This is a genomic window from Exiguobacterium sp. s143, assembly GCF_018618895.1.
Classification (GTDB): Bacteria; Bacillota; Bacilli; order Exiguobacteriales; family Exiguobacteriaceae; genus Exiguobacterium_A; species Exiguobacterium_A abrahamii.
In genome coordinates, this window is the sequence record NZ_JACSMX010000003.1 from 1 (window position 1) to 19,190 (window position 19,190).

The following is a 19,190-nucleotide window of genomic DNA, read 5'->3' on the forward strand; positions in this document are numbered from 1 at the left end:
CCGTTCCCATGCCGAACACGGAAGTTAAGCACTTGAACGCCGAAAGTAGTTGGGGGCTTCCCCCTGTGAGGATAGGACGTTGCCAGGCATTTAATTTATTCCGCAATAGCTCAGTGGTAGAGCAACCGGCTGTTAACCGGTAGGTCGTAGGTTCAAATCCTACTTGCGGAGCCAATGGCCCGTTGGTCAAGCGGTTAAGACACCGCCCTTTCACGGCGGTAACACGGGTTCGAATCCCGTACGGGTCACCATTATACTTTTTGTGCCGGTGTAGCTCAGCTGGTAGAGCAACTGACTTGTAATCAGTAGGTCGCGGGTTCGACTCCTGTTGCCGGCACTGTTTTTCTCAATTGTATAAGTTTCCTAGACAAACTGGGGGGGTAGCGAAGTGGCTAAACGCGGCGGACTGTAAATCCGCTCCCTCGGGTTCGGCGGTTCGAATCCGCCCCCCCCCACCATGTCGAGCCATTAGCTCAGTTGGTAGAGCATCTGACTTTTAATCAGAGGGTCGCAGGTTCGAATCCTGCATGGCTCATTTCTTGCGGAAGTAGTTCAGTGGTAGAATACGACCTTGCCAAGGTCGGGGTCGCGGGTTCGAATCCCGTCTTCCGCTTTTTCTTTTGGGGCCTTAGCTCAGCTGGGAGAGCGCCTGCCTTGCACGCAGGAGGTCAGCGGTTCGATCCCGCTAGGCTCCACCAATTTTATTTAAAGATCTTAAGCGAGTTTCGTTCGTCTTAAGTTTTTTTTATATGAAATGCCAAGCATAACCAGAGTACGTACGCAAGAACACCGTGATTCCCTTCACGGTGTTTTTTTGTATATTCATGCGTTTTTTTGTTGAGTTGAACCACTTGTTTGTTACCGCTTACAATATGTGTAGAAGTGACTATGACATAGGGGGAATATCGTATGAACATTGCGTATATCAGCGTACCGTACCGTTATGGACAAGGAAAGCCGGGCACTGAACACGGACCTGCTGCTGTCGAAAAAGCGGGTCTACTCGCGACACTCGAAGCACGGGGACAAGAAGCAGTACGCTACGGGGAAGCGGCTGTCTTATCCGAGGATGCGGTTCGAGAAGAAGATCCGAAGCTGAAACGTCTTGAAGGCGTCGTCCATACGACGAATGACTTGCATCTAATTGTACGTGATGCGTTATCGGAGCAACGTTTTCCGTTATTAGTCGGTGGTGATCACAGCATGGCGATCGGAACGATTGCAGGGTTACGTCAGACTGTACCACGTCTTGGCGTCATCTGGTTCGATGCACACGGTGATTTGAATACACCGGAAACATCACCGTCTGGTAACATCCACGGTATGCCGCTCGCTGTAGCCCTTGGGGAAGGACATCAGCGTTTAACGGAAGTCGGAGGAACAGATATCAAGCTGCAACCGGAACACCTCGTCTTCATCGGATTACGTGACGTTGATCCAGGGGAACAAGAGCTGATCGATCGTCTTGGTATTCGTGTCTATGATATGGAAGCGATCCGAACTCGGGGAATGGACGCAATCATGGAAGAAGCGATTGCCTATTTGAAGGAAACGACGGATGCGTTCTATCTTAGCTTTGATATGGATGGTCTCGATCCATCGCTCGTCGTCGGTACAGGAACACGTGTCGCCGATGGCATTTTCTTAGACGATGCGAAGACGGTGCTCAAGCATTGCGCAACGGCAGAAGACTTCATTGCAGCTGAATTCGTTGAAGTGAATCCGTTGCTTGAAGAAGGAAACGGAACAGCAGAACTTGCGAATGAACTGATCGGAGATCTACTTTTGGCAATGGAAACACATCGCTTAGTAAAATAATGGATAGAACTTGAACTCTTTTCATCGGGGTTCAAGTTTTTTTTGTTACAATTTAAAAGGAGATGAAACATTTGTCGGTCGACTTCGTATAAGAGATTGACCGCATAGAGCGGGGGGTATTCAAAGTGGAAGAAACGACACTACGCTTAATTGAGCGAGTGAAACAGGGAGACCGTGATGCATTCGCGGCACTTGTTGATCTATATAAGGAAGGTGCCTTTCTTGTGGCTTTCCGTGTCTTGCGCGATCGAATGGAAGCGGAGGATGCGACACAGGAAGCCTTCATCCGTGTATTTACGAAAATTGATTCGTATAATGCACAATGGAAGTTCCGGACTTGGTTGTACCGAATCGTCACGAACGTATCGATTGACCGATTACGGAAAAAGAAACCTGATTATTCTCTTGATGCTGAGATGTCAGGTACTGAAGGACTGACATTGTATTCACAACTCGAGAGCAAGGACACCTTGCCGGAGGACCAAGTGGTCGATAACGAGCAACGAAACGAAGTCGGGGACGCGATTGCGGCTTTACCAGAAAAATACCGTGTCCCACTCGTCCTGAAATATGTAGAGGATCTTTCGCTAAAGGAAATCAGTGAAATGATCGAATTACCTGTCGCTACTGTCAAAACTAGAATTCATCGTGGACGAGAAGCGCTGAAGAAGCATTTTGCTAAACGATGAGAAGGAGGAACTCACCATGTCACGAGAGCATGTACATGAACGGATCCAGGATTATTTAGACCAAAACCAACCACCTGAGGAATTCGAGCGATTAGAAGCAGAGTTACGAGAAGTAGACGCGATGGACGAGTTCGAAGAGTATCGGCTCCTTGATGCTCGACTGCGTCAACTTCCAGCGCCTAAATTATCGGCAGATTTTACATCCCGCGTGCTGGCACAATTGCCTGAACAGGTGGAGACGCCAAGCGCTGCTTTGCTGCACCAACCGCAACCGTCTCGTTTTGGAGGGAAGATGAAGCAGTACCCATTGCTCGCGGCAGCGGCTGTTTTCTTACTCTTGTCGGTCGGTAGCCTAGGTGGTTATATGGCACAAGAAGAACATGACTTATCCTATACGAATGCACCAGGTATCGTCGCTCAAAATGGCGAGGTCGTCGTCCCGAAAGGCGTCACGGTCGATCAAGATCTATATGTCGAAGGTGGGAACGTCCGAATCGAAGGGAAAGTCAATGGCGATGTCATGACCGTTGACGGGAAAGCTTACACGGCGAGTGCTGGTAGCGTGACCGGAGAAATCAAGGAAATTGATCAATTATTCGAACGCGTTTGGTACGGAATCAAGCGTCTATTTCAATAATCAGCTGGGACGAGTCGAACTCGTCCCTTTGTGCTATAATGGAAACTGTTTAAATCAGATGAGTTAGGGGGCACGGTTGGTGAATTACTTCAGCTGGCAACCACTTCAATTTCAATTGTTGAAACTGGGAGAAAACGTACATTGGTACGATTATATTAATGACGTGATTGATATTGCGGTCGTGACGTTCGTCATTTACCGTCTCATGATCATTGTCAAAGGAACAAAAGCAGTCCAGCTCATTAAAGGGATCTCGGTCATTTTGATCAGTTGGTTCTTGAGTGGCTTTTTTGGACTCAAAACATTGCAATTCTTATTGAATCAAATCATCACCTACGGGTTACTGGGGATCATCATTATCTTCCAACCCGAACTAAGACGTGGACTGGAACACTTAGGACGAACGAGTAAATTTTTCTCACGTAGTGCCATCAGTGATGAAGATGAACAAGTTCGAATCGTCGATGCACTCGTATCGTCTGCTCAGTACATGTCAAAACGGCGTATCGGAGCACTCGTGACGATTGAACGCGAGACAGGACTGAGTGAATACGTGGAGACGGGCATTCCGCTCGGTTCACAAATCACGAGTCAGTTGCTGATCAACTTGTTCATTCCGAATACACCCTTACATGATGGTGCCGTCATCGTCCAGCAAGGCAAGTTAGCAGCAGCCGCTTGTTACTTACCGCTGTCTGAGAGTGCACATATCTCAAAAGAGCTTGGAACACGTCACCGCGCTGCCATCGGTGTCAGTGAGGTGACGGATAGCGTCACGCTCGTCGTCTCGGAAGAAACGGGTGGTGTCTCACTCGCCATCAATGGACGTCTGTACCGGGAACTCGACGAAGAATCCTTACGGACGAAGTTACTTGAGACGATCGTCAAGGCCGAACCGACGAATACTTCCTTCTTGAACTGGATGGGGGCGAAAAAATAATGTTCGAAAAGTGGTTCAATGAACGCTGGTTTTTACGCATCGTTGCCGTCGCCTTAGCCGTCATGTTGTATTTGATGGTCGCAGGTTCGAATACGACGGGAAAAAGTGATGCCGCTAGTCTATTACCGATCGCGGGACAAGGTTCGACGAAATTTGACGTGCCGGTCACGGTCCAGTATGATGAATCGCAGTGGGTCGCCTATAATATTCCAGATAGTATGGAAGTGACCGTCAAAGGGCCGTCGAGTAGCTTGACGATGCTCCGGCTCGTTCAGGATTTTGGATTATCGATTGATTTGAAAGGACTCGACCCTGGCTATCATCGTGTCCGTGTCACAGCAACCGGCTTCGGAAAAGATGTCGAGGTGACACCGAAACAGGAGACGATTGAAGTTTTCCTCGATAAGAAAATTACAAAGGAAGTACCGGTACAAGTCGCATTACTCAATAAAAACAAAATCGCTGAAGGATATGTCGCTGGAGAAGCGCAACCGAACCAACAAACTGTTGAAGTCACAGGAGGCGCGGAGAAGTTACAGGCGATTTCAGCAATCCAAGTACCGATCGATGTGACCGGTCGGGCAGAGACGTTCAAAGAGACGTTCAATGCTAAAGCGACTGACACGAACGGGAATACGATCAGTGCATCTTATCAACCGGAACAATTAGAAATCACAGTACCGATCTATAAGGAAAGTAAGACGGTACCGATTAATGTGAAGACAAAAGACAACGTTAAAAAAGGGTATACTGTCGTCAAGATCGTTCCCGTCACAACGGAAGCTCGTCTATATGGAACAAAAGAAGAACTAGAGCGTATCGGTTCTGTTGATACAGAAGCGGTCTCGCTCAAAGGATTGACGAAGACGACGGAAAAAACCGTCAAACTCGTCGAACCGGAAAACGCGACAGCGATGGATCCGACACAGGTCACCGTCAATATCGTCGTCGAAAAAGAAAATGCCAATTCGACGACAGAAACCGTCGAGGATCGAGCGGAGAAAACGATTCCGGGTGTGACGGTCACGTTGAATGGATTCGATGAATCAAAGTATACGATTGATTATAATCAAACGATTGATGTCGTCGTCCGTGGGAAAGAATCTGATTTAGCATCGATTGATGCGACGGATATCAAAGCGGTCATCGACGTGACAGGATTAAAAGAAGGAACGCATGGATTGCCGATCTCGTATCAGACATCAAAAGCCTTTGATGTCCTGCGTCCGGATAATATGGATGTCACATTAAAAGCGATTCCCCGGACATCCATTCCGACCAATTAAAACAAATTAGTGAAATGAGGAAATAACACATGGGTAAGTATTTTGGAACTGACGGCGTACGCGGCGTCGCAAACGTAGAATTGACACCGGAACTTGCGTATCGCCTCGGTCGAACAGGTGGTTACGTGTTGACGAAACACGAAAGCACACGACCAAAAGTCTTGATTGGACGCGATACACGTGTATCTGGTCAAATGCTTGAGAATGCACTTATCGCGGGTCTGTTATCAATCGGTGCAGAAGTCATGCGTCTTGGTGTCATCTCGACACCAGGTGTCGCATACCTGACAAAAACGATGGATGCGACAGCCGGAGTCATGATCTCTGCATCGCACAATCCAGTGGAAGATAACGGGATTAAGTTCTTCGGTTCAGACGGCTTTAAGCTCGATGACGCAACAGAACTTGAAATCGAAGCATTACTCGATGAAGCAGAAGATACATTGCCACGCCCAGCCGGAAAAGAACTCGGCTTCGTTCATGATTACTATGAAGGGGCTCAGAAATATCTCCACATGCTTCGTCAGACATCGGATGAAGATTTCTCAGGCATCCATGTCGCGATCGACGGCGCACACGGGGCGACGTCAAGCCTCGCACCACGTCTATTCGGTGACTTGGAAGCAGAAGTATCGACGATCGGTACAACTCCGAACGGACTCAACATCAATGATGGTGTCGGTTCGACACACCCTGAACATCTCGCTGCCTTCGTTAAGGAAAAAGGCGCAGACGTTGGTTTATCGTTTGATGGAGACGGCGACCGCTTGATTGCAGTCGATGAGAACGGCGATATCGTCGATGGCGATAAAATCATGTTCATCTGCGGAAAATACTTGAACGAACTCGGTCGTCTGAAAGACAACACGATCGTCGCGACGGTCATGAGTAACCTTGGTTTCCATAAAACCGTCGAAGAAAATGGGATGACGGCGCTTCAGACAGCAGTCGGTGACCGTTATGTCGTCGAAGAGATGCGTAAGAACGACTACACACTCGGTGGCGAACAGTCGGGGCACATCATCTTCATGGACTACTCAACGACAGGGGACGGCATGTTGTCAGGCGTCCAGTTGTTGCAAATCATGAAAGCGACAGGGAAGAAGTTATCGGAACTTGCAGCTGAGATGCCGATCTTCCCACAACGTCTCGTAAACATCCGTGTTTCAGACAAAAATGGCGCAATGAGCGGTCCTGCCGTGCAGGCAATCATTGCTGAAGTCGAAGCAGAGATGGCGGGGAATGGACGGATCCTCGTTCGTGCGTCAGGAACAGAACCACTCGTTCGTGTCATGGCAGAAGCTCCGACACAAGAAGCATGTGATGCATACGTCGAGCGGATCGCGAACGTCGTTCGTGAGAACTACGCGTTACAAGAAAACTAAGTAGCCCGAAGCAGAGCGATTGCTCTGCTTCTTTTTTTACAATTATTTTAGAAAAACAGATTGAGATTTTTACAAAATATAGGGATTATACGTATTGATTAGAAAAATATCGGGAATAGTTACAAATACGTTACCTTTCTTGCTTTTTCACATTAAAGTTCGTATGATGGTGAAGTCGGACAGAAACGGGGTCAGACGGAAACAAGAAGCGCCAGGGCTTTCTTCGTAGGATGAAAGCTGACGAGGTGGAGGTTTATCGAATCATTCGGCGGATGCCTCCCGGTACCAGATCCATACCGTAAATCGTTCTGAAATCGTTCAAGTGATTGGACGGACAAACAGACCGATCGGGATCCTCTCAACAAGAGCCGTTTCCTCTTTAGGGAAATACTTGTAAATGGAGAGATGTAACATGTGCGGAATCGTAGGTATGATCGGACAGGTCAACACGAAGGAAATTTTATTAAAAGGTCTCGAGAAGCTCGAGTACCGCGGCTATGACTCGGCAGGTCTTGCGTTCGTCAACGACGGCGTTCAAGTCCACAAAGAAGTAGGCCGGATTGCTGCGCTACGCGAAGTCGTTCCTGCTGATGCAGACGGCACAGTCGGAATCGGACACACACGCTGGGCGACACACGGTGTCCCAAGCGTACCAAACGCGCACCCGCACCAAAGTGCGTCAGCACGTTTCACACTCGTGCACAACGGCGTCATCGAGAACGATGAGCAGCTAAAAGCAGAATTGAATGTCGATCTCCTCAGCGACACGGATACAGAAGTCATCGTTCAGATGATCGAAAAGAACTTCAACGAGACAGGTGACGTCGCGGAAGCATTCCGTCAAACACTCCGTGTCTTGCACGGTTCGTATGCCCTCGCATTGATCGATGCTGAAAATCCAGACGTCTTATACGTCGCAAAAAACAAATCACCACTTCTCGTTGGTCTCGGTGATGGTACGTTCAACGTTGTCGCGTCAGACGCAATGGCAATGTTACAAGTAACGGATCAATTCATCGAGTTGCATGATGGCGAGATGATCATCTTGACGCGTGATAGCGTCACGATCCAAGATCTCGATGGGAACGTCCAAGAGCGTGAAGCGTACACGGCTGAAATCGATGCATCAGACATCGAAAAAGGAACGTACGCGCACTACATGCTCAAAGAGATGGATGAGCAACCAGCGGTCATTCGTAACATCGTTCAAAAATATCAAAACGAAGCAGGCGACATCACACTCGACCAATCGGTCCGTGATCTCGTACTCGGTCGTGACCGTGTCTATATCATCGGTTGCGGAACAAGCTACCATGCTGGTTTGATCGGAAAACAGTTGATCGAACAAATCGCAGGCATCCCGACAGAAGTTCACATCTCTTCTGAGTTCGGATACAACATGCCATTATTGACAGAGAAACCGCTCTTCCTCTTCCTTTCACAATCAGGTGAAACAGCGGATAGCCGTGCCGTTCTCGTCGAAGCGAAGAAACTCGGTCACCCGGCACTGACGATCACGAACGTTCCAGGATCAACATTGTCACGTGAAGCGAACGCAACATTGTTGCTCCACGCAGGTCCAGAAATCGCCGTTGCTTCAACAAAAGCGTATACAGCTCAAATCGCTGTTCTTGCTGTCCTTGCGTTTGACCTTGCTCAAGCAAAAGGGGTTGCCGTCAACTTCGATCTCATGAAGGAACTCGGTAAAATCTCAAGTGCGATGGAATCAGTCATGTCTCAAAAAGATCGTTTCCAAGAAATCGCGACAGAATACTTGTCTGAGTCACGTAACGCGTTCTTCATCGGTCGTGGACAAGATGCATACGTCGGGATGGAAGGTGCATTGAAACTCAAAGAGATCTCGTATATCCAAGCAGAAGGATACGCGGGTGGAGAGCTCAAGCACGGTCCGATCGCTTTGATCGAAGACAACACACCAGTCATCGCGCTCGTGACACAACCACACGTTCACCTCAACAACCGTGGGAACGTCAAGGAAGTCGTCGCACGTGGGGCAAACGCGTGTGTCATCGCAGCAGAAGGTCTTGAATTGCCAACAGATGCATTTGTCATCCCAGCAGTCGAGCCACTCTTGTCACCGCTCTTGTCGGTCTTACCACTTCAATTGATCTCATACTACGCGGCACTCGGTCGCGACTGTGACGTCGATAAGCCACGTAACTTGGCGAAGTCAGTAACGGTTGAATAAGGAAACAAATCGACTCCAAATGACAGGCGTGTAAGCGTCTGTCGTTTGGAGTTTTTATATTAGGAGGAGAACGAGATGAATCGCTGGATTGCTGCATTTCCTAAACGATATGAACAGGACGTTCGGGTCGTTAAAGCGTGTCTACCGTTTGCCTGGACACGTTTATCATCCGGATCGATTGAAATGAGACTGGAGCAGGAACGGATACAGATTCCGACGCGTTTGTACTTATCAGAGGTCGACGCGGAGCGAATTAAGCAGCTGACGTCGACGCAACAGACGATGTTATTTTGTCTTTACACCCGTCACCATGATGGTCATGTTCGTGAGTATTATCTCCAGCAGTTACTTAAAAACCATCCGCACGACGGATGGGTTCTCGCCTATATCATCGAACTTGCTAGTGAATACGTCCGTGACATCGTCGACATCATCGTACCCGCAATCGAGCAATGGGATCCGGAAGTGAAGCAGCGATTCGTCGAGGATGATCCGGCATACATGAAGCGAATCGAAGACCGGATGATCAGTTACTGGAATGCCTATTATCGGTCAAGTGGCGAACGACGATCCGAAGCGGACTACCCAGGCTTTCGGATTATAGAATCGTTACGGGAGGATGCTTCGGTAGAGGAAGTGTGAAGAGATGAAAAGGAGGTGCGCACTTGATTACGAAATCAAAGGATCTGTACTTAGAAGGACCTGGTCCTGCTATTTTGTTGTTGCACAGTTTTACCGGTAGTGCGAATGAGATGCGGGGCCTCGCTCGTTTTTTACATGCAGCTGGGTACACCTGTTACGCGCCCAATTACGCCGGGCACGGGGAATCGCCGGAGCGGTTGTTTGCGACGACGATCGAAGACGTCTGGCAGTCCGCGCAAGTCGGACTTTCCTTTTTACAAGATCGAGGATACACCGACATCTTTTTGATCGGACAATCACTCGGTGGAGTGATGGCACTTCGACTGGCAGAACAGTCAGGATGTGCCGGACTCATCTTACTCTCGACGCCGATTCTTGAGCGGACGATTGCGGGACTCGAGCACCGCGTCCGTCGGTATACAGAACGGTATTTTCAATTTGACGATCGTTCACCGGAGTGGATCGTAGACTTTGTCGACCGTCATTTTCCACGCCCGGAGAAAGACTTACGGGCACTGCAACAGTTCATTCTCGACACAGGAGTCGTCTTGCCGAAAATCACGCAACCCATCGCCTTGTTCCTTGGTGCCTTAGATGATGCCGTCTATCATGCGAGTCTCAATCGAATCGAAACGACAGTGCCGAGCCGAGATCAGAAGAAGGTCCTTCTTCCGAACAGTAAACATTTACTAACGCTCGATCGGGATAAACAACGTTTATTCGAAGAAATCCTCGTCTTCTTGAAGACGCATCCGGTAGATTCCTTGAAACCATCAGCTGCTGTGCAGTAGGCTAGATAGGTAAGCTAGACGTGAAAGGGGAAGGGATCATGCGAATTTTAGTAGTAGGAGCAAGCGGAACGATTGGGCAGGCAGTCGTCGAACGGCTGAGTGAGCGGCATGACATCATTCGTGCCGGACGAAGCGGAGCGGATGTGCAAGTCGATATTACGTCAGAAGCAAGTATCCGAGCGATGTATGAAACAGTCGGTTCTGTTGATGCTGTTATCAGTGCCACAGGTGGCGCTCATTTTGGTCCATTGACGGACTTAACACCGGAGCTTAATCAAATTGGAATCGACAGTAAACTAAAAGGTCAGGTCAATCTGGTCCTACTTGGTTTACCGTCAGTACGAGACGGAGGAAGCTTTACGCTGACGACCGGCATCATGATGGACGATCCGATTCGCCAAGGCGCATCCGCAGCGCTTGCAAACGGTGGGGTTAAAGCGTTCGTTCATGCAGCAGCAATCGAGATGCCACGAGGTATTCGAATCAACAGCGTCAGTCCGAACGTACTGATTGAGTCGCTCGAGAAGTACGGACCCTTCTTCCGTGGTTTTGAAGCCGTTCCGGCGTCACGTGTCGCGACCGCGTTCGAAAAGAGTGTCGAAGGGGCGCAGACGGGGCAAAATTACGAAGTCTATTAACTAAAAAAAGCAGGTAGCGAAAATCGCTATCTGCTTTTTTAGAATCCGGATATGACATAACGTTCGATTCCGAATAGTAATAGAGTGATCCCGAGACAAATGAGTAAGTTGCGTACGAACCAACGACCAGTCATCGTCCGGTTCATGATCAGTTTCTCCAGTGTCAGATTGACGAGAAGCACACATAAGAAGATGACGCCAAACCAAATCATCCAGACACATCCTTTCCTTCTTCTTAACGAATCCAACAGCTAAAAAGTTTCGCGTCTGTCAGGAGCAGGAAATCATTCAGATGAACGGGAAGGAAACAAGCAGTCGATTTTACAAGGAGGAACATGACGATGAAACAAGCGGTCCTAGTGATTGATTTTCAAAAGGAACTCGTCGACGGAAACACGGAAGAACGTCCGGTATACTTAAAAGAACAAGTCGCGCATGTCATCGAAGCAGTCGTACTTGAAGCAGACGAACGGAACATCCCGATCGTCTTCATTCGGGATCTGGACGTCGCTGGTGGAATTGGACCTGGGTTTGCAGTCCATGACTCGATTCCCGTTCCAGCTTCCAGTGTCACGTTCGATAAAGCGGCGACGAATGCGTTTCATGGCACCCCCTTGCTCGATTATCTACGCCAAGCATCGATTGAACATCTGATCGTCTTAGGCTGTAAGACGGAACACTGCATCGATACCGCGGTGCGCAGTGCGACGGTGCATGGCTTTGATGTCACACTCGTCGCCGATGGGCATACGACGAACGGGTCCGATGTCCTGACGCCGGAGCAAATGATCGCCCACCACAATCAAGTCTTGCACGGTCATTATAACGTCGAACATTTTGCGATCGTTCGTCCGTCGACGGAAGATGTCTTCACCCCAATCCACAATGACTACCGGACATGAAGAGGAGAATAAGATGATTGAATTACGAAAAATAACAGCGTCTGATTACGATCGCTACGCGACGCTCGTCCAAGATGAACGTGTCATGCGTTACATCACGGAACAGGCATTAACAGATACGGAAACGAAACAACGCTTTGAGCGAATCCTTGAACAACAGCAGCACGACCGACTCGGATCGTATCTGATTTATACCGAAGAGACATGGATTGGAATTGGGCACATGACCCGGAGTCAAACGCAACCGTTTGAAGCAGAGCTCGGTTACATGCTGCTACCCGATCAGTGGGGACGCGGATACGGCACAGCGATTGCAGAGCGTCTCTTACAGTTAGCGACAGAAGAAGAGCTACAGGTCGTCACGGCGACGATTGATCCAGCACATGAAGCGTCGCGCCGTATTTTGATCGGATTAGGTTTTGAATCGACCTATGTTGGACCGATTGACGGTCTACCAGGTGAAACGCTACAGAAAATAGTGGGGACGACGGAATGACACGAGACGAATGGATTGAACATTTTCAACTCGACGTCGCAACATGCGCGACTGTCGACGAATCGTATAGTTCTGAAGTCGATCGTCTCGTCCTAACGGATGGTCAGATCGTCTTCTTGAAGCGTCCCTATACGGCTGAAAAGTGGTACCGAGAGCGTGGCTGGATTCGTGTACTAAAAGGGTTTGTACCCGTGCCGCACATCTTAGCTGAAGCAGCTCCTGGGCAGACGACCGGGTCGTTCGTGCTTGCTGCCTTACCGGGACAGGCACCGGTCACGATGACTAAAAAATTGGCGTACGAAATTGGTCGAACGCTCGCAATGCTGCATACGTGTACAGGAGAAGCTTACGGCGAGTATACGGAAGATGGATTTTATGCCTATCCGGTTCAGGACTGGCGACGCTTCCGGAATGAAAAACTCGATGGATTCATGCCGTTCATCACGACCGAACTCGATCCGGTTTTTTTAGAGAACATCCAAACAGAGTTAGTCAGACGAGAACAGTCGTTACCGGAGCCTTCACGTCCCGTTGCCACACATTGTGACTTCCGCCTAGCAAATTTACTGACGGTAGGTGATCAAGTCACAGGGGTGATCGATTTCGAGACGACCCGCTACGGGGCCGTCGAGATGGACTTCACGAAGATCGTCCGTAATCTCAATACGTTCGGTTCCATTTACGTCACGGCATTTCAAGAAGGATACGCGACGTTACACCCAGACGTGCCGATTGAGACGTATCTAGCATACTATCGCTTGTGGGAAGCACTCACGGCCGTTGGCTGGTGCATCAAACGTGGACTAGAAGAGCACCGGGCGTTCTTTGAGGAGAACATCATGCTCATCGAGCAGGAATTACAAACGACGAGCATATCGGACGGGTATTGATTCACCCATGTCTTGGAAGAAACCTCTATACTTAGGGAAATGAGGAATATGAGGGGGAAGCGAGATGACAGGGAAACGAATCGGAATCATCGGTGGTGGACTCGCCGGAATCTTTGCGGCACGTCAATTGCAGGCAGCAGGACATGCTGTTGAAATCATCGAAAAAAGCCAGAGCGTCGGGGGGCGAATGGCAACTCGTCGGATTGATCAAGGAACAGCGGATCATGGTGCCGTCTTCTTCACGGTTCGGACGGAAGAGTTGGAACGCGAAGTCGACGAATGGCTTGAGAAGGGATGGGTTCGTAAGTGGTTCGGAACGGATTTTCCACGCTATGTCGCGACGAACGGCATGAATCAACTCGTACAAGCCATTGGTCGAGGGATTCCTGTCCAGTTGAATGAACAGGTCACGCATATTACGGCAACGGAAGGCGAACTCGTCACACAAGCGACGGATCATCAAGGTACGTATGATGCGTTACTCGTGACGGCGCCTGTGCCGCAAGCATATGAACTGTTGCAGTCTTCTGATCTGGCGCTTGGAGATGACGATCATGAGCAGTTGCGCCAAGTGACGTTCGAGCCGACATTCGTGGGTCTGTTTGAAATCAAAGAGCGACTGACGATCGGGGAAGTCGGCCTACAAGACGAACAACTCGTCGATGGGATGCTAAAACTCGTCAATAATGCCGAGAAGCAGATTTCGAAGACGACACTCTTGAGCGTCTATATGACAGCTCGCTTCAGTGAAGACTGGTACGCGCGTCCGGAAGAAGAGACACTCGCTGAAGTCGAGCGTCTGTTACAACAGCAACTCGGACCGGTGACGATTATCTCGCGTCAGCTCAAGCGTTGGCGTTACGCCCAGGCACGCGCGGTTTACCGGACACCGCATTTGAAACTGGCGGCACATCCGCTTTGGCTTGCTGGTGATGCGTTCCTTGAAGCCGATGATGCGTCAGGACGGACGCGCGTCGAGAGTGCTGTCATCTCCGGATTACGCGTCGCGGAGGCGATTGATACCCACTTACGTCAGACGGTGACAGCGACGGAATGAACGACAACATGCACTTCTTTTCTGAATCGAGAAGAAGCGCATGTTTTTTGTTACTCACGATCATTCCGCTTGGAAGTGTTGTTCACTCCAGGCTGCCATTTGATCAAGAATCGGTAAAAAACTATGTCCGGCATCCGTCAGGGAATATTCAACGCGAGGAGGAACTTCGCCAAAGACGTGCCGTTGAATCAAACCATCCGCCTCGAGCTCGCGAAGCTGACGCGTCAATGTTCCTTTAGAGATACCTGTTAATTGTTGCAGTTCATGAAAACGATGTGTCCCGTGTGTCAGGTGCCACAGCAAGATGATCTTCCATTTGCCAGCGACCATCTGTTGCACCCGAGTGACTGGACAAGCCGTCCGTTGATTGGTCGTTGAATCGAATACAGCCACGTTCATCCTCTCCCATTGGTTCGTTTTGAGGGACCTAGTTTCAGATAAGTGCCTACTTTTTTTAGTGTATCACCTGGCGTATCATGAAGAACAACATCAAACTTAAAAGGAGTGGTTTCATCATGAAATGGTTAATTACAGGAGCAACCGGAAAATTAGGTGCACGGATCGTGCAACATCTCAGTGAAGAAGTCGGTAACGAACATGTAGCGGTTAGTGTCCGTGACGTTGAAAAAGCAGCGTCGCTTGCAGCGCAAGGAATCGACGTCCGGCATGGTGATTTCGATCAGCCAGAAACACTCGGACACGCGTTTCAAGGCATCGATCGTCTGCTGATCATCTCGACGGACGGTGAAGAAGCAACACGGATCCGGCAACATCAAGCCGCCGTAACGGCAGCAAAAGCGGCAGGCGTCAAGCTGATCGGCTATACGAGTATCGCCAATGCGGCACACAGCACAAACGGACTTGCGCGAACACATAGGGTCACAGAAGAAGCGATTCAAGCGACAGGTATCCCGTATGTCTTTTTCCGCAACAACTGGTATCTCGAAAATGAACTCGGAACGATTGAGGCTGTCGCACAAGGCGCAGACTGGTTAACGGCAGCAGGTGAAGGCAAAGTCGGATGGGCGTTACAAGATGAGTATGCGCTAGCGATTGCGACGGGACTGACACTTGAGCATCCAAAAGCGATCTATGAACTATCAGGTCCGTTGCATACACAAGCAGAACTCGCGACTGCAGTCGGAACAGTGCTTAACCGACCGGTCGCTTTAGATGAAGTAGATGGCGCGACCTATGGCGAGCGGATGCAAGCAGCCGGCTTACCTGACTTCTTGATTCCAATGCTGACTGGTATCCAGACAGATATCGCAGCAGGGACTCTTGCAGTGGAAAGTACTGATTTTGAAGAATTACTCGGTCGTCCCGTGACGACGCTGGAAGAGGGAGTACGCCTCCTTTTTAAAAGATGAGTTCATCTGAACGTTTTTAGGATGAACGAGTAGGGTAAACCTCTTTTAGAAGCAATTGAAGGAGGAACCCTATCATGAAACTGTCATCCTATCGTGTTAAGGAAGGCGAGCAAGTCTCGTTTTCGAATTACCCGACATCAGAAAAACATGAGATTTCGGAAGCGGAATTGCGAGAGAAGCGGATTCCCAAAAGTGTCGAGACGTTACAAGAGTTACACTGGCGGTTGCATGCTGAAGAAAAGAACGGCGTCCTCGTCATCCTGCAAGCGATTGATGCAGCGGGGAAGGATGAGGCGATCAGCTACATCTTTTCCAACTTGAACGCACAAGGACTCCGGACGATTTCCGTTAAAAAACCGTCGGATACGGAGCAAAAACATGATTATCTATGGCGGATCCACGAAGGACTACCGGAAAAAGGGGAAGTCGGCATCTTGAACCGTTCCTATTATGAGGAAGTCATTGCGCCACGAATCCATGATTTGCTCGAGGAAGAAGAAAAGCCGAATGACGGAGATGTGTGGCAGATGCGCTATCGCCAAATCAATGACTTTGAACGCTATCTCGTCGAGAACGGCTTCCGGGTCGTCAAGTTTTTGTTCCATGTCTCAAAAGAGGAGCAACGGCAACGGTTGTTGACTCGTCTAAAGGATCCAACGAAAAACTTCGAATTCTCGTTCAGTGACATTGAGGAACGCAAGCACTGGGACGAATACCATGAAATTTTTGCTGAGCTCGTCTCAGCGACGTCGACATCGTATGCACCGTGGTACATCTTGCCAGCAGATGATGAATGGTATTCCCGCTATATCGTCACCGAAGTCATGAATGACGTCCTGAAGGAAATTGATCCGCAATATCCGAAGTTGTCGGAAGAGGATCAGGAACAACTAGATGAAGCGATTAAACGATTGGAAGAAGAAGCATAAATCACTTAAATACAGAAAAAAGCGATTGTTCTCTTGCTGAGAAGAATCGCTTTTTTGATACACTTGGCTTTGTATGAAATCTTTTTTAGCCATCATAAAGTATGAACTTCTTCATATCTTAGGACAAATGTCCTGTTCAAATCAGAAGGACTCTCGTTAAATGAAAGTATCATGGAACAGGAGAGGAGTATGCACATGCGTGGTGTCTTATTTGCGATTGCTGGTGGCTTTTTCTTGACGCTTCAAAGTGTCGCTAATGCTCGGATTAGTCAAACGATCGGTACGTGGCAAGCGGCGACGATTACCCAGATGACCGGGTTCATCGTTGCGATCCTCTTAGCGATCGTCTTACGGGATCGCAGTTTTTCAGCGATGCGACGTGTCAAACCGCTTTATCTGGCAGGCGGTGCCTTTGCAGCGATCATATTATTCAGCAACATGACGGCTGTCCACCGGATGGGCGTGACCTTGACGATTTCGCTCTTTTTGTTGGCGCAATTAGCGCTTGCACTCTGGATTGACGGAAGAGGCTGGTTCGGCGTCATGAAACGTCGACTGCGGGGACCGCAGATCATTGGCATCTTGATGATGGTCGCAGGCATCTTCATCTTAAAGAGTTAAGGAGGAGAAGAAGTGACGGACATTGTGACCTATTTGGAACGGTATCAGTTAACGCATGTCTTTGATGCATCGCTACGCAAGGCGATGCACATCCAGACGTTCGCACCGGGTGAGGCTTTATGCCGACAAGGCGATGTTGCGCATGAACTTTACCTGCTCGTCGAGGGGAAATTGAAGATCACACATATGTCGGCAACGGGGAAACGTCTCGTGTTGTCCTTCAAGCATCCGTTTGATCTCGTCGGCGATATTGAGTTCGTCCGAAAGATTGATTTGATGAACACGGTCGAGGCAGTGACACCAGTGACCGTCTTACGCATCGCCTATCCGGATTTGGAAGAGGCACGTGTACATCATTCTGCCTTTCTATTATTTTTACTCGAGACGATCACGAAAAAGTTTGAATTGAAATCGCATACGCTCAGCTTCAATCTGCTATACCCGGTCGAAGTCCGGCTAGCCAGTTATTTGCTGTCGATGACACCTAATACGGATGCTTTTGCAAGTAAGGAACTCGTTGATGCAGCAGATTTGATCGGGACGAGTTATCGTCACGTAAATCGTGTCTTACGCCAGTTCGTCGACGATGGGTTGATTCGCCGGACGCAGCATACGATTGAGATCATTGATCGAGACGGATTGATGGAGCGAGTCGGAGAAAGCATTTACGAATGAAGGAGGTGCGACATGGTTACGGGAATCATCCTTGCCCTTTGTGGGGGCATGCTCGTCTGTATTCAAAATACGTTTAACGCAAAAGTCAAAGAACACGTCGGCGCTTGGGCGACGACAACACTAGTCCTTGGACTCGGGTTCCTCGCTTCACTGATGATTGGTTTGATCGTCGAAGGATCACAACTATTTGCACTAAAAGAGGCACAAACCTGGTTTTGGTTCAGCGGAATCATTGGTGTCGGTGTCGTCCTCTGTGTGACGCAAGGCGTTCAACAACTCGGGCCGAGCCGTGCGATTTCGATCGTCATGGTATCGCAAATCCTGTTTGCCTTACTATGGGATACGCTCGGCTGGTTCGGTTTACAGACCGTTCCGTTTACGTGGACGAAAGCACTCGGTGTCCTATTGATTGGTGGCGGAGTTCTGTTATTTCAATTAGGTGGCAAAACAACGACTGTACAACACGTACGAAAAGGAGCTTGAATATGTTTTACACGACGGTATTATTCGATATTGACCATACATTACTCGATTTTGAAGCGACGGAACGGATTGCCTTTCGCCGCCTGCTCGAGCAACAAGACTTGCAGTGGACGCCGGAGCGAGAAGCGCGCTATAAAGCACTCAATCAAGCGCTTTGGAAAGCACTCGAACGAGGCGAGGTGACACGCGAGGAAGTCATTCACTCGCGGTTCGTGACGTTCTTCGCGGAAGAAGGACGGACGGTCGACGGACGAGAAGTTGACGAAACGTATCGCGGATATCTCGCACAAGGAACGGAATTGATTCCGGGTGCGACTGAGTTGCTTGAGCAGCTAGCCGGAAACGTCACGATGTACGTCGTCACGAACGGTATTTCGAAGACGCAACGCGCACGGCTCGAGGGCGCCGAATTAACGGACTTCTTTGAAGGGATTTTCGTTTCAGAGGAGACGGGTTTTCAAAAGCCGATGGCAGGATTCTTCAATCATGTGTTTGCGCGAATTCCGCAATTCGACCCAGCGCGAACGATCATCGTCGGGGATTCCTTGTCAGCTGATATCGCAGGTGGCAATCAAGCCGGTATCGCAACGTGTTGGTTTAATCCAGAAGGAAAATCAGCAACGGATATCACGCCGACGTTTATGATTACTTCGTTAGTCGAACTACCTGCTTTGCTTGAAAACGCAGCAGTCCTTCAACAATGAATCAAACCAACCGATAGGAGAGAGAAGG

The 19,190-nt window shown here is 49.2% G+C and carries 22 protein-coding genes, 7 tRNA genes and 1 rRNA gene; 28 read left to right on the forward strand and 2 right to left on the reverse strand.

Translation table 11 applies throughout. The features are described from left to right. The 18 genes from rrf to KNQ03_RS11395 all read left to right on the forward strand — a co-directional run. Nucleotides 1–88 (forward strand): 5S ribosomal RNA (rrf, locus tag KNQ03_RS11310); the annotation flags it as partial. A gap of 11 nt (nt 89–99) precedes the next feature. Next, a tRNA-Asn gene (locus KNQ03_RS11315) sits at nt 100–174 on the forward strand. Between the two features lie 2 nt (nt 175–176). Beyond that, nucleotides 177–251, forward strand: a tRNA-Glu gene (locus KNQ03_RS11320). Between the two features lie 13 nt (nt 252–264). After that, nucleotides 265–337, forward strand: a tRNA-Thr gene (locus KNQ03_RS11325). 37 nt (nt 338–374) lie between these two features. Beyond that, a tRNA-Tyr gene (locus tag KNQ03_RS11330) sits at nt 375–458 on the forward strand. Nucleotides 459–462: 4 nt separating this feature from the next. Beyond that, nucleotides 463–535: transfer RNA gene (locus tag KNQ03_RS11335), tRNA-Lys, on the forward strand. Between the two features lie 6 nt (nt 536–541). Then, nucleotides 542–613: transfer RNA gene (locus tag KNQ03_RS11340), tRNA-Gly, on the forward strand. Nucleotides 614–622: 9 nt separating this feature from the next. After that, nucleotides 623–698: transfer RNA gene (locus tag KNQ03_RS11345), tRNA-Ala, on the forward strand. 211 nt (nt 699–909) lie between these two features. Further along, nucleotides 910–1,818: an arginase gene (gene rocF / locus KNQ03_RS11350; RefSeq protein ID WP_214724778.1), complete on the forward strand. Its 909-nt coding sequence runs from the start codon at nt 910–912 to the stop codon at nt 1,816–1,818. A 125-nt stretch (nt 1,819–1,943) separates the two neighbouring features. Beyond that, nucleotides 1,944–2,507 (forward strand): RNA polymerase sigma factor SigW, encoded by a 564-nt coding sequence (sigW, locus tag KNQ03_RS11355; RefSeq protein WP_023466660.1) that lies wholly within the window; start codon nt 1,944–1,946, stop codon nt 2,505–2,507. A 16-nt stretch (nt 2,508–2,523) separates the two neighbouring features. Next, nucleotides 2,524–3,144, forward strand: coding sequence for an anti-sigma factor (locus KNQ03_RS11360; protein ID WP_023466661.1), 621 nt, complete (start codon nt 2,524–2,526; stop codon nt 3,142–3,144). Between the two features lie 79 nt (nt 3,145–3,223). Further along, nucleotides 3,224–4,084: a diadenylate cyclase CdaA gene (gene cdaA / locus KNQ03_RS11365; RefSeq protein WP_050676886.1), complete on the forward strand. Its 861-nt coding sequence runs from the start codon at nt 3,224–3,226 to the stop codon at nt 4,082–4,084. Then, complete coding sequence (locus KNQ03_RS11370) at nt 4,084–5,370, forward strand: CdaR family protein (RefSeq protein ID WP_064300434.1); 1,287 nt, start codon at nt 4,084–4,086, stop codon at nt 5,368–5,370. The genes cdaA and KNQ03_RS11370 overlap by 1 nt, the downstream gene beginning before the upstream one ends. A 29-nt stretch (nt 5,371–5,399) precedes the next feature. Beyond that, a complete protein-coding gene (gene glmM, locus KNQ03_RS11375; RefSeq protein WP_029343107.1) occupies nt 5,400–6,755 on the forward strand; it encodes a phosphoglucosamine mutase in 1,356 nt (451 codons plus the stop codon). 412 nt (nt 6,756–7,167) lie between these two features. Continuing rightward, a complete protein-coding gene (gene glmS / locus KNQ03_RS11380) occupies nt 7,168–8,964 on the forward strand; it encodes a glutamine--fructose-6-phosphate transaminase (isomerizing) (RefSeq protein ID WP_064300436.1) in 1,797 nt (598 codons plus the stop codon). A gap of 75 nt (nt 8,965–9,039) precedes the next feature. Beyond that, the gene (locus KNQ03_RS11385) at nt 9,040–9,606 is read left to right on the forward strand and encodes a hypothetical protein (protein ID WP_050676888.1); all 567 of its coding nucleotides are present in this window, start codon (nt 9,040–9,042) and stop codon (nt 9,604–9,606) included. Between the two features lie 23 nt (nt 9,607–9,629). Then, nucleotides 9,630–10,397: an alpha/beta hydrolase gene (locus KNQ03_RS11390; RefSeq protein WP_214724780.1), complete on the forward strand. Its 768-nt coding sequence runs from the start codon at nt 9,630–9,632 to the stop codon at nt 10,395–10,397. Nucleotides 10,398–10,435: 38 nt separating this feature from the next. Next, entirely contained in the window at nt 10,436–11,035 is a 600-nt protein-coding gene (locus KNQ03_RS11395; protein ID WP_149426613.1) for a short chain dehydrogenase, read from the forward strand. A gap of 38 nt (nt 11,036–11,073) precedes the next feature. On the opposite strand, the gene KNQ03_RS11400 is transcribed toward KNQ03_RS11395, so the two are convergent. After that, nucleotides 11,074–11,247 (reverse strand): hypothetical protein, encoded by a 174-nt coding sequence (locus KNQ03_RS11400; RefSeq protein WP_156357224.1) that lies wholly within the window; start codon nt 11,245–11,247, stop codon nt 11,074–11,076. 129 nt (nt 11,248–11,376) lie between these two features. Here KNQ03_RS11400 and KNQ03_RS11405 point away from each other — a divergent pair, with 129 nt between their 5' ends. The 4 genes from KNQ03_RS11405 to KNQ03_RS11420 all read left to right on the forward strand — a co-directional run bounded on the left by KNQ03_RS11405 (nt 11,377) and on the right by KNQ03_RS11420 (nt 14,380). Next, nucleotides 11,377–11,937 (forward strand): isochorismatase family protein, encoded by a 561-nt coding sequence (locus KNQ03_RS11405; RefSeq protein ID WP_149426614.1) that lies wholly within the window; start codon nt 11,377–11,379, stop codon nt 11,935–11,937. A gap of 13 nt (nt 11,938–11,950) precedes the next feature. Beyond that, nucleotides 11,951–12,433, forward strand: a complete 483-nt coding sequence (locus KNQ03_RS11410; RefSeq protein ID WP_167507516.1) for a GNAT family N-acetyltransferase — start codon at nt 11,951–11,953, stop codon at nt 12,431–12,433. Continuing rightward, a complete protein-coding gene (locus KNQ03_RS11415) occupies nt 12,430–13,323 on the forward strand; it encodes a phosphotransferase family protein (protein WP_214724782.1) in 894 nt (297 codons plus the stop codon). Before KNQ03_RS11410 ends, KNQ03_RS11415 begins: the two co-directional genes overlap by 4 nt. A 64-nt stretch (nt 13,324–13,387) precedes the next feature. Beyond that, nucleotides 13,388–14,380 (forward strand): NAD(P)/FAD-dependent oxidoreductase, encoded by a 993-nt coding sequence (locus tag KNQ03_RS11420; RefSeq protein WP_214724784.1) that lies wholly within the window; start codon nt 13,388–13,390, stop codon nt 14,378–14,380. 60 nt (nt 14,381–14,440) lie between these two features. Here KNQ03_RS11420 and KNQ03_RS11425 read toward each other — a convergent pair whose 3' ends face one another. After that, entirely contained in the window at nt 14,441–14,773 is a 333-nt protein-coding gene (locus KNQ03_RS11425) for a winged helix-turn-helix transcriptional regulator (RefSeq protein WP_231681699.1), read from the reverse strand. Nucleotides 14,774–14,895: 122 nt separating this feature from the next. Here KNQ03_RS11425 and KNQ03_RS11430 point away from each other — a divergent pair, with 122 nt between their 5' ends. The 6 genes from KNQ03_RS11430 (at nt 14,896) to KNQ03_RS11455 (ending at nt 19,162) form a co-directional block, all read left to right on the forward strand. Continuing rightward, nucleotides 14,896–15,750 carry an SDR family oxidoreductase gene (locus tag KNQ03_RS11430; protein ID WP_214724786.1) on the forward strand — a complete coding sequence of 285 codons (855 nt, stop codon included), beginning with the start codon at nt 14,896–14,898 and terminating at the stop codon, nt 15,748–15,750. A 74-nt stretch (nt 15,751–15,824) separates the two neighbouring features. Further along, nucleotides 15,825–16,679 carry a PPK2 family polyphosphate kinase gene (locus tag KNQ03_RS11435; RefSeq protein ID WP_214724788.1) on the forward strand — a complete coding sequence of 285 codons (855 nt, stop codon included), beginning with the start codon at nt 15,825–15,827 and terminating at the stop codon, nt 16,677–16,679. A gap of 195 nt (nt 16,680–16,874) precedes the next feature. Next, entirely contained in the window at nt 16,875–17,300 is a 426-nt protein-coding gene (locus KNQ03_RS11440; RefSeq protein ID WP_023466686.1) for a DMT family transporter, read from the forward strand. A 12-nt stretch (nt 17,301–17,312) separates the two neighbouring features. Continuing rightward, on the forward strand, nt 17,313–17,975 hold the full coding sequence (locus tag KNQ03_RS11445; RefSeq protein WP_058713385.1) for a Crp/Fnr family transcriptional regulator: 663 nt from the start codon (nt 17,313–17,315) through the stop codon (nt 17,973–17,975). Between the two features lie 12 nt (nt 17,976–17,987). Then, nucleotides 17,988–18,458 (forward strand): DMT family transporter, encoded by a 471-nt coding sequence (locus tag KNQ03_RS11450; RefSeq protein ID WP_133208219.1) that lies wholly within the window; start codon nt 17,988–17,990, stop codon nt 18,456–18,458. Between the two features lie 2 nt (nt 18,459–18,460). Next, the gene (locus KNQ03_RS11455) at nt 18,461–19,162 is read left to right on the forward strand and encodes a YjjG family noncanonical pyrimidine nucleotidase (protein ID WP_050676899.1); all 702 of its coding nucleotides are present in this window, start codon (nt 18,461–18,463) and stop codon (nt 19,160–19,162) included. Nucleotides 19,163–19,190 lie beyond the last annotated feature (28 nt).

What these genes read in the sequence shown, in the direction of transcription:
- KNQ03_RS11455 (WP_050676899.1), top strand. Translation starts at nt 18,461, where the DNA reads ATGTTTTACACGACGGTATTATTCGATATTGACCATACATTACTCGAT.
- KNQ03_RS11370 (WP_064300434.1), top strand. Translation starts at nt 4,084, where the DNA reads ATGTTCGAAAAGTGGTTCAATGAACGCTGGTTTTTACGCATCGTTGCC.
- KNQ03_RS11395 (WP_149426613.1), top strand. Translation starts at nt 10,436, where the DNA reads ATGCGAATTTTAGTAGTAGGAGCAAGCGGAACGATTGGGCAGGCAGTC.
- KNQ03_RS11440 (WP_023466686.1), top strand. Translation starts at nt 16,875, where the DNA reads ATGCGTGGTGTCTTATTTGCGATTGCTGGTGGCTTTTTCTTGACGCTT.
- KNQ03_RS11420 (WP_214724784.1), top strand. Translation starts at nt 13,388, where the DNA reads ATGACAGGGAAACGAATCGGAATCATCGGTGGTGGACTCGCCGGAATC.
- KNQ03_RS11415 (WP_214724782.1), top strand. Translation starts at nt 12,430, where the DNA reads ATGACACGAGACGAATGGATTGAACATTTTCAACTCGACGTCGCAACA.
- rocF (WP_214724778.1), top strand. Translation starts at nt 910, where the DNA reads ATGAACATTGCGTATATCAGCGTACCGTACCGTTATGGACAAGGAAAG.
- KNQ03_RS11450 (WP_133208219.1), top strand. Translation starts at nt 17,988, where the DNA reads ATGGTTACGGGAATCATCCTTGCCCTTTGTGGGGGCATGCTCGTCTGT.
- KNQ03_RS11400 (WP_156357224.1), bottom strand. Translation starts at nt 11,247, where the DNA reads ATGATTTGGTTTGGCGTCATCTTCTTATGTGTGCTTCTCGTCAATCTG.
- glmM (WP_029343107.1), top strand. Translation starts at nt 5,400, where the DNA reads ATGGGTAAGTATTTTGGAACTGACGGCGTACGCGGCGTCGCAAACGTA.
- KNQ03_RS11435 (WP_214724788.1), top strand. Translation starts at nt 15,825, where the DNA reads ATGAAACTGTCATCCTATCGTGTTAAGGAAGGCGAGCAAGTCTCGTTT.
- KNQ03_RS11385 (WP_050676888.1), top strand. Translation starts at nt 9,040, where the DNA reads ATGAATCGCTGGATTGCTGCATTTCCTAAACGATATGAACAGGACGTT.
- KNQ03_RS11410 (WP_167507516.1), top strand. Translation starts at nt 11,951, where the DNA reads ATGATTGAATTACGAAAAATAACAGCGTCTGATTACGATCGCTACGCG.
- KNQ03_RS11360 (WP_023466661.1), top strand. Translation starts at nt 2,524, where the DNA reads ATGTCACGAGAGCATGTACATGAACGGATCCAGGATTATTTAGACCAA.
- KNQ03_RS11405 (WP_149426614.1), top strand. Translation starts at nt 11,377, where the DNA reads ATGAAACAAGCGGTCCTAGTGATTGATTTTCAAAAGGAACTCGTCGAC.
- glmS (WP_064300436.1), top strand. Translation starts at nt 7,168, where the DNA reads ATGTGCGGAATCGTAGGTATGATCGGACAGGTCAACACGAAGGAAATT.
- KNQ03_RS11430 (WP_214724786.1), top strand. Translation starts at nt 14,896, where the DNA reads ATGAAATGGTTAATTACAGGAGCAACCGGAAAATTAGGTGCACGGATC.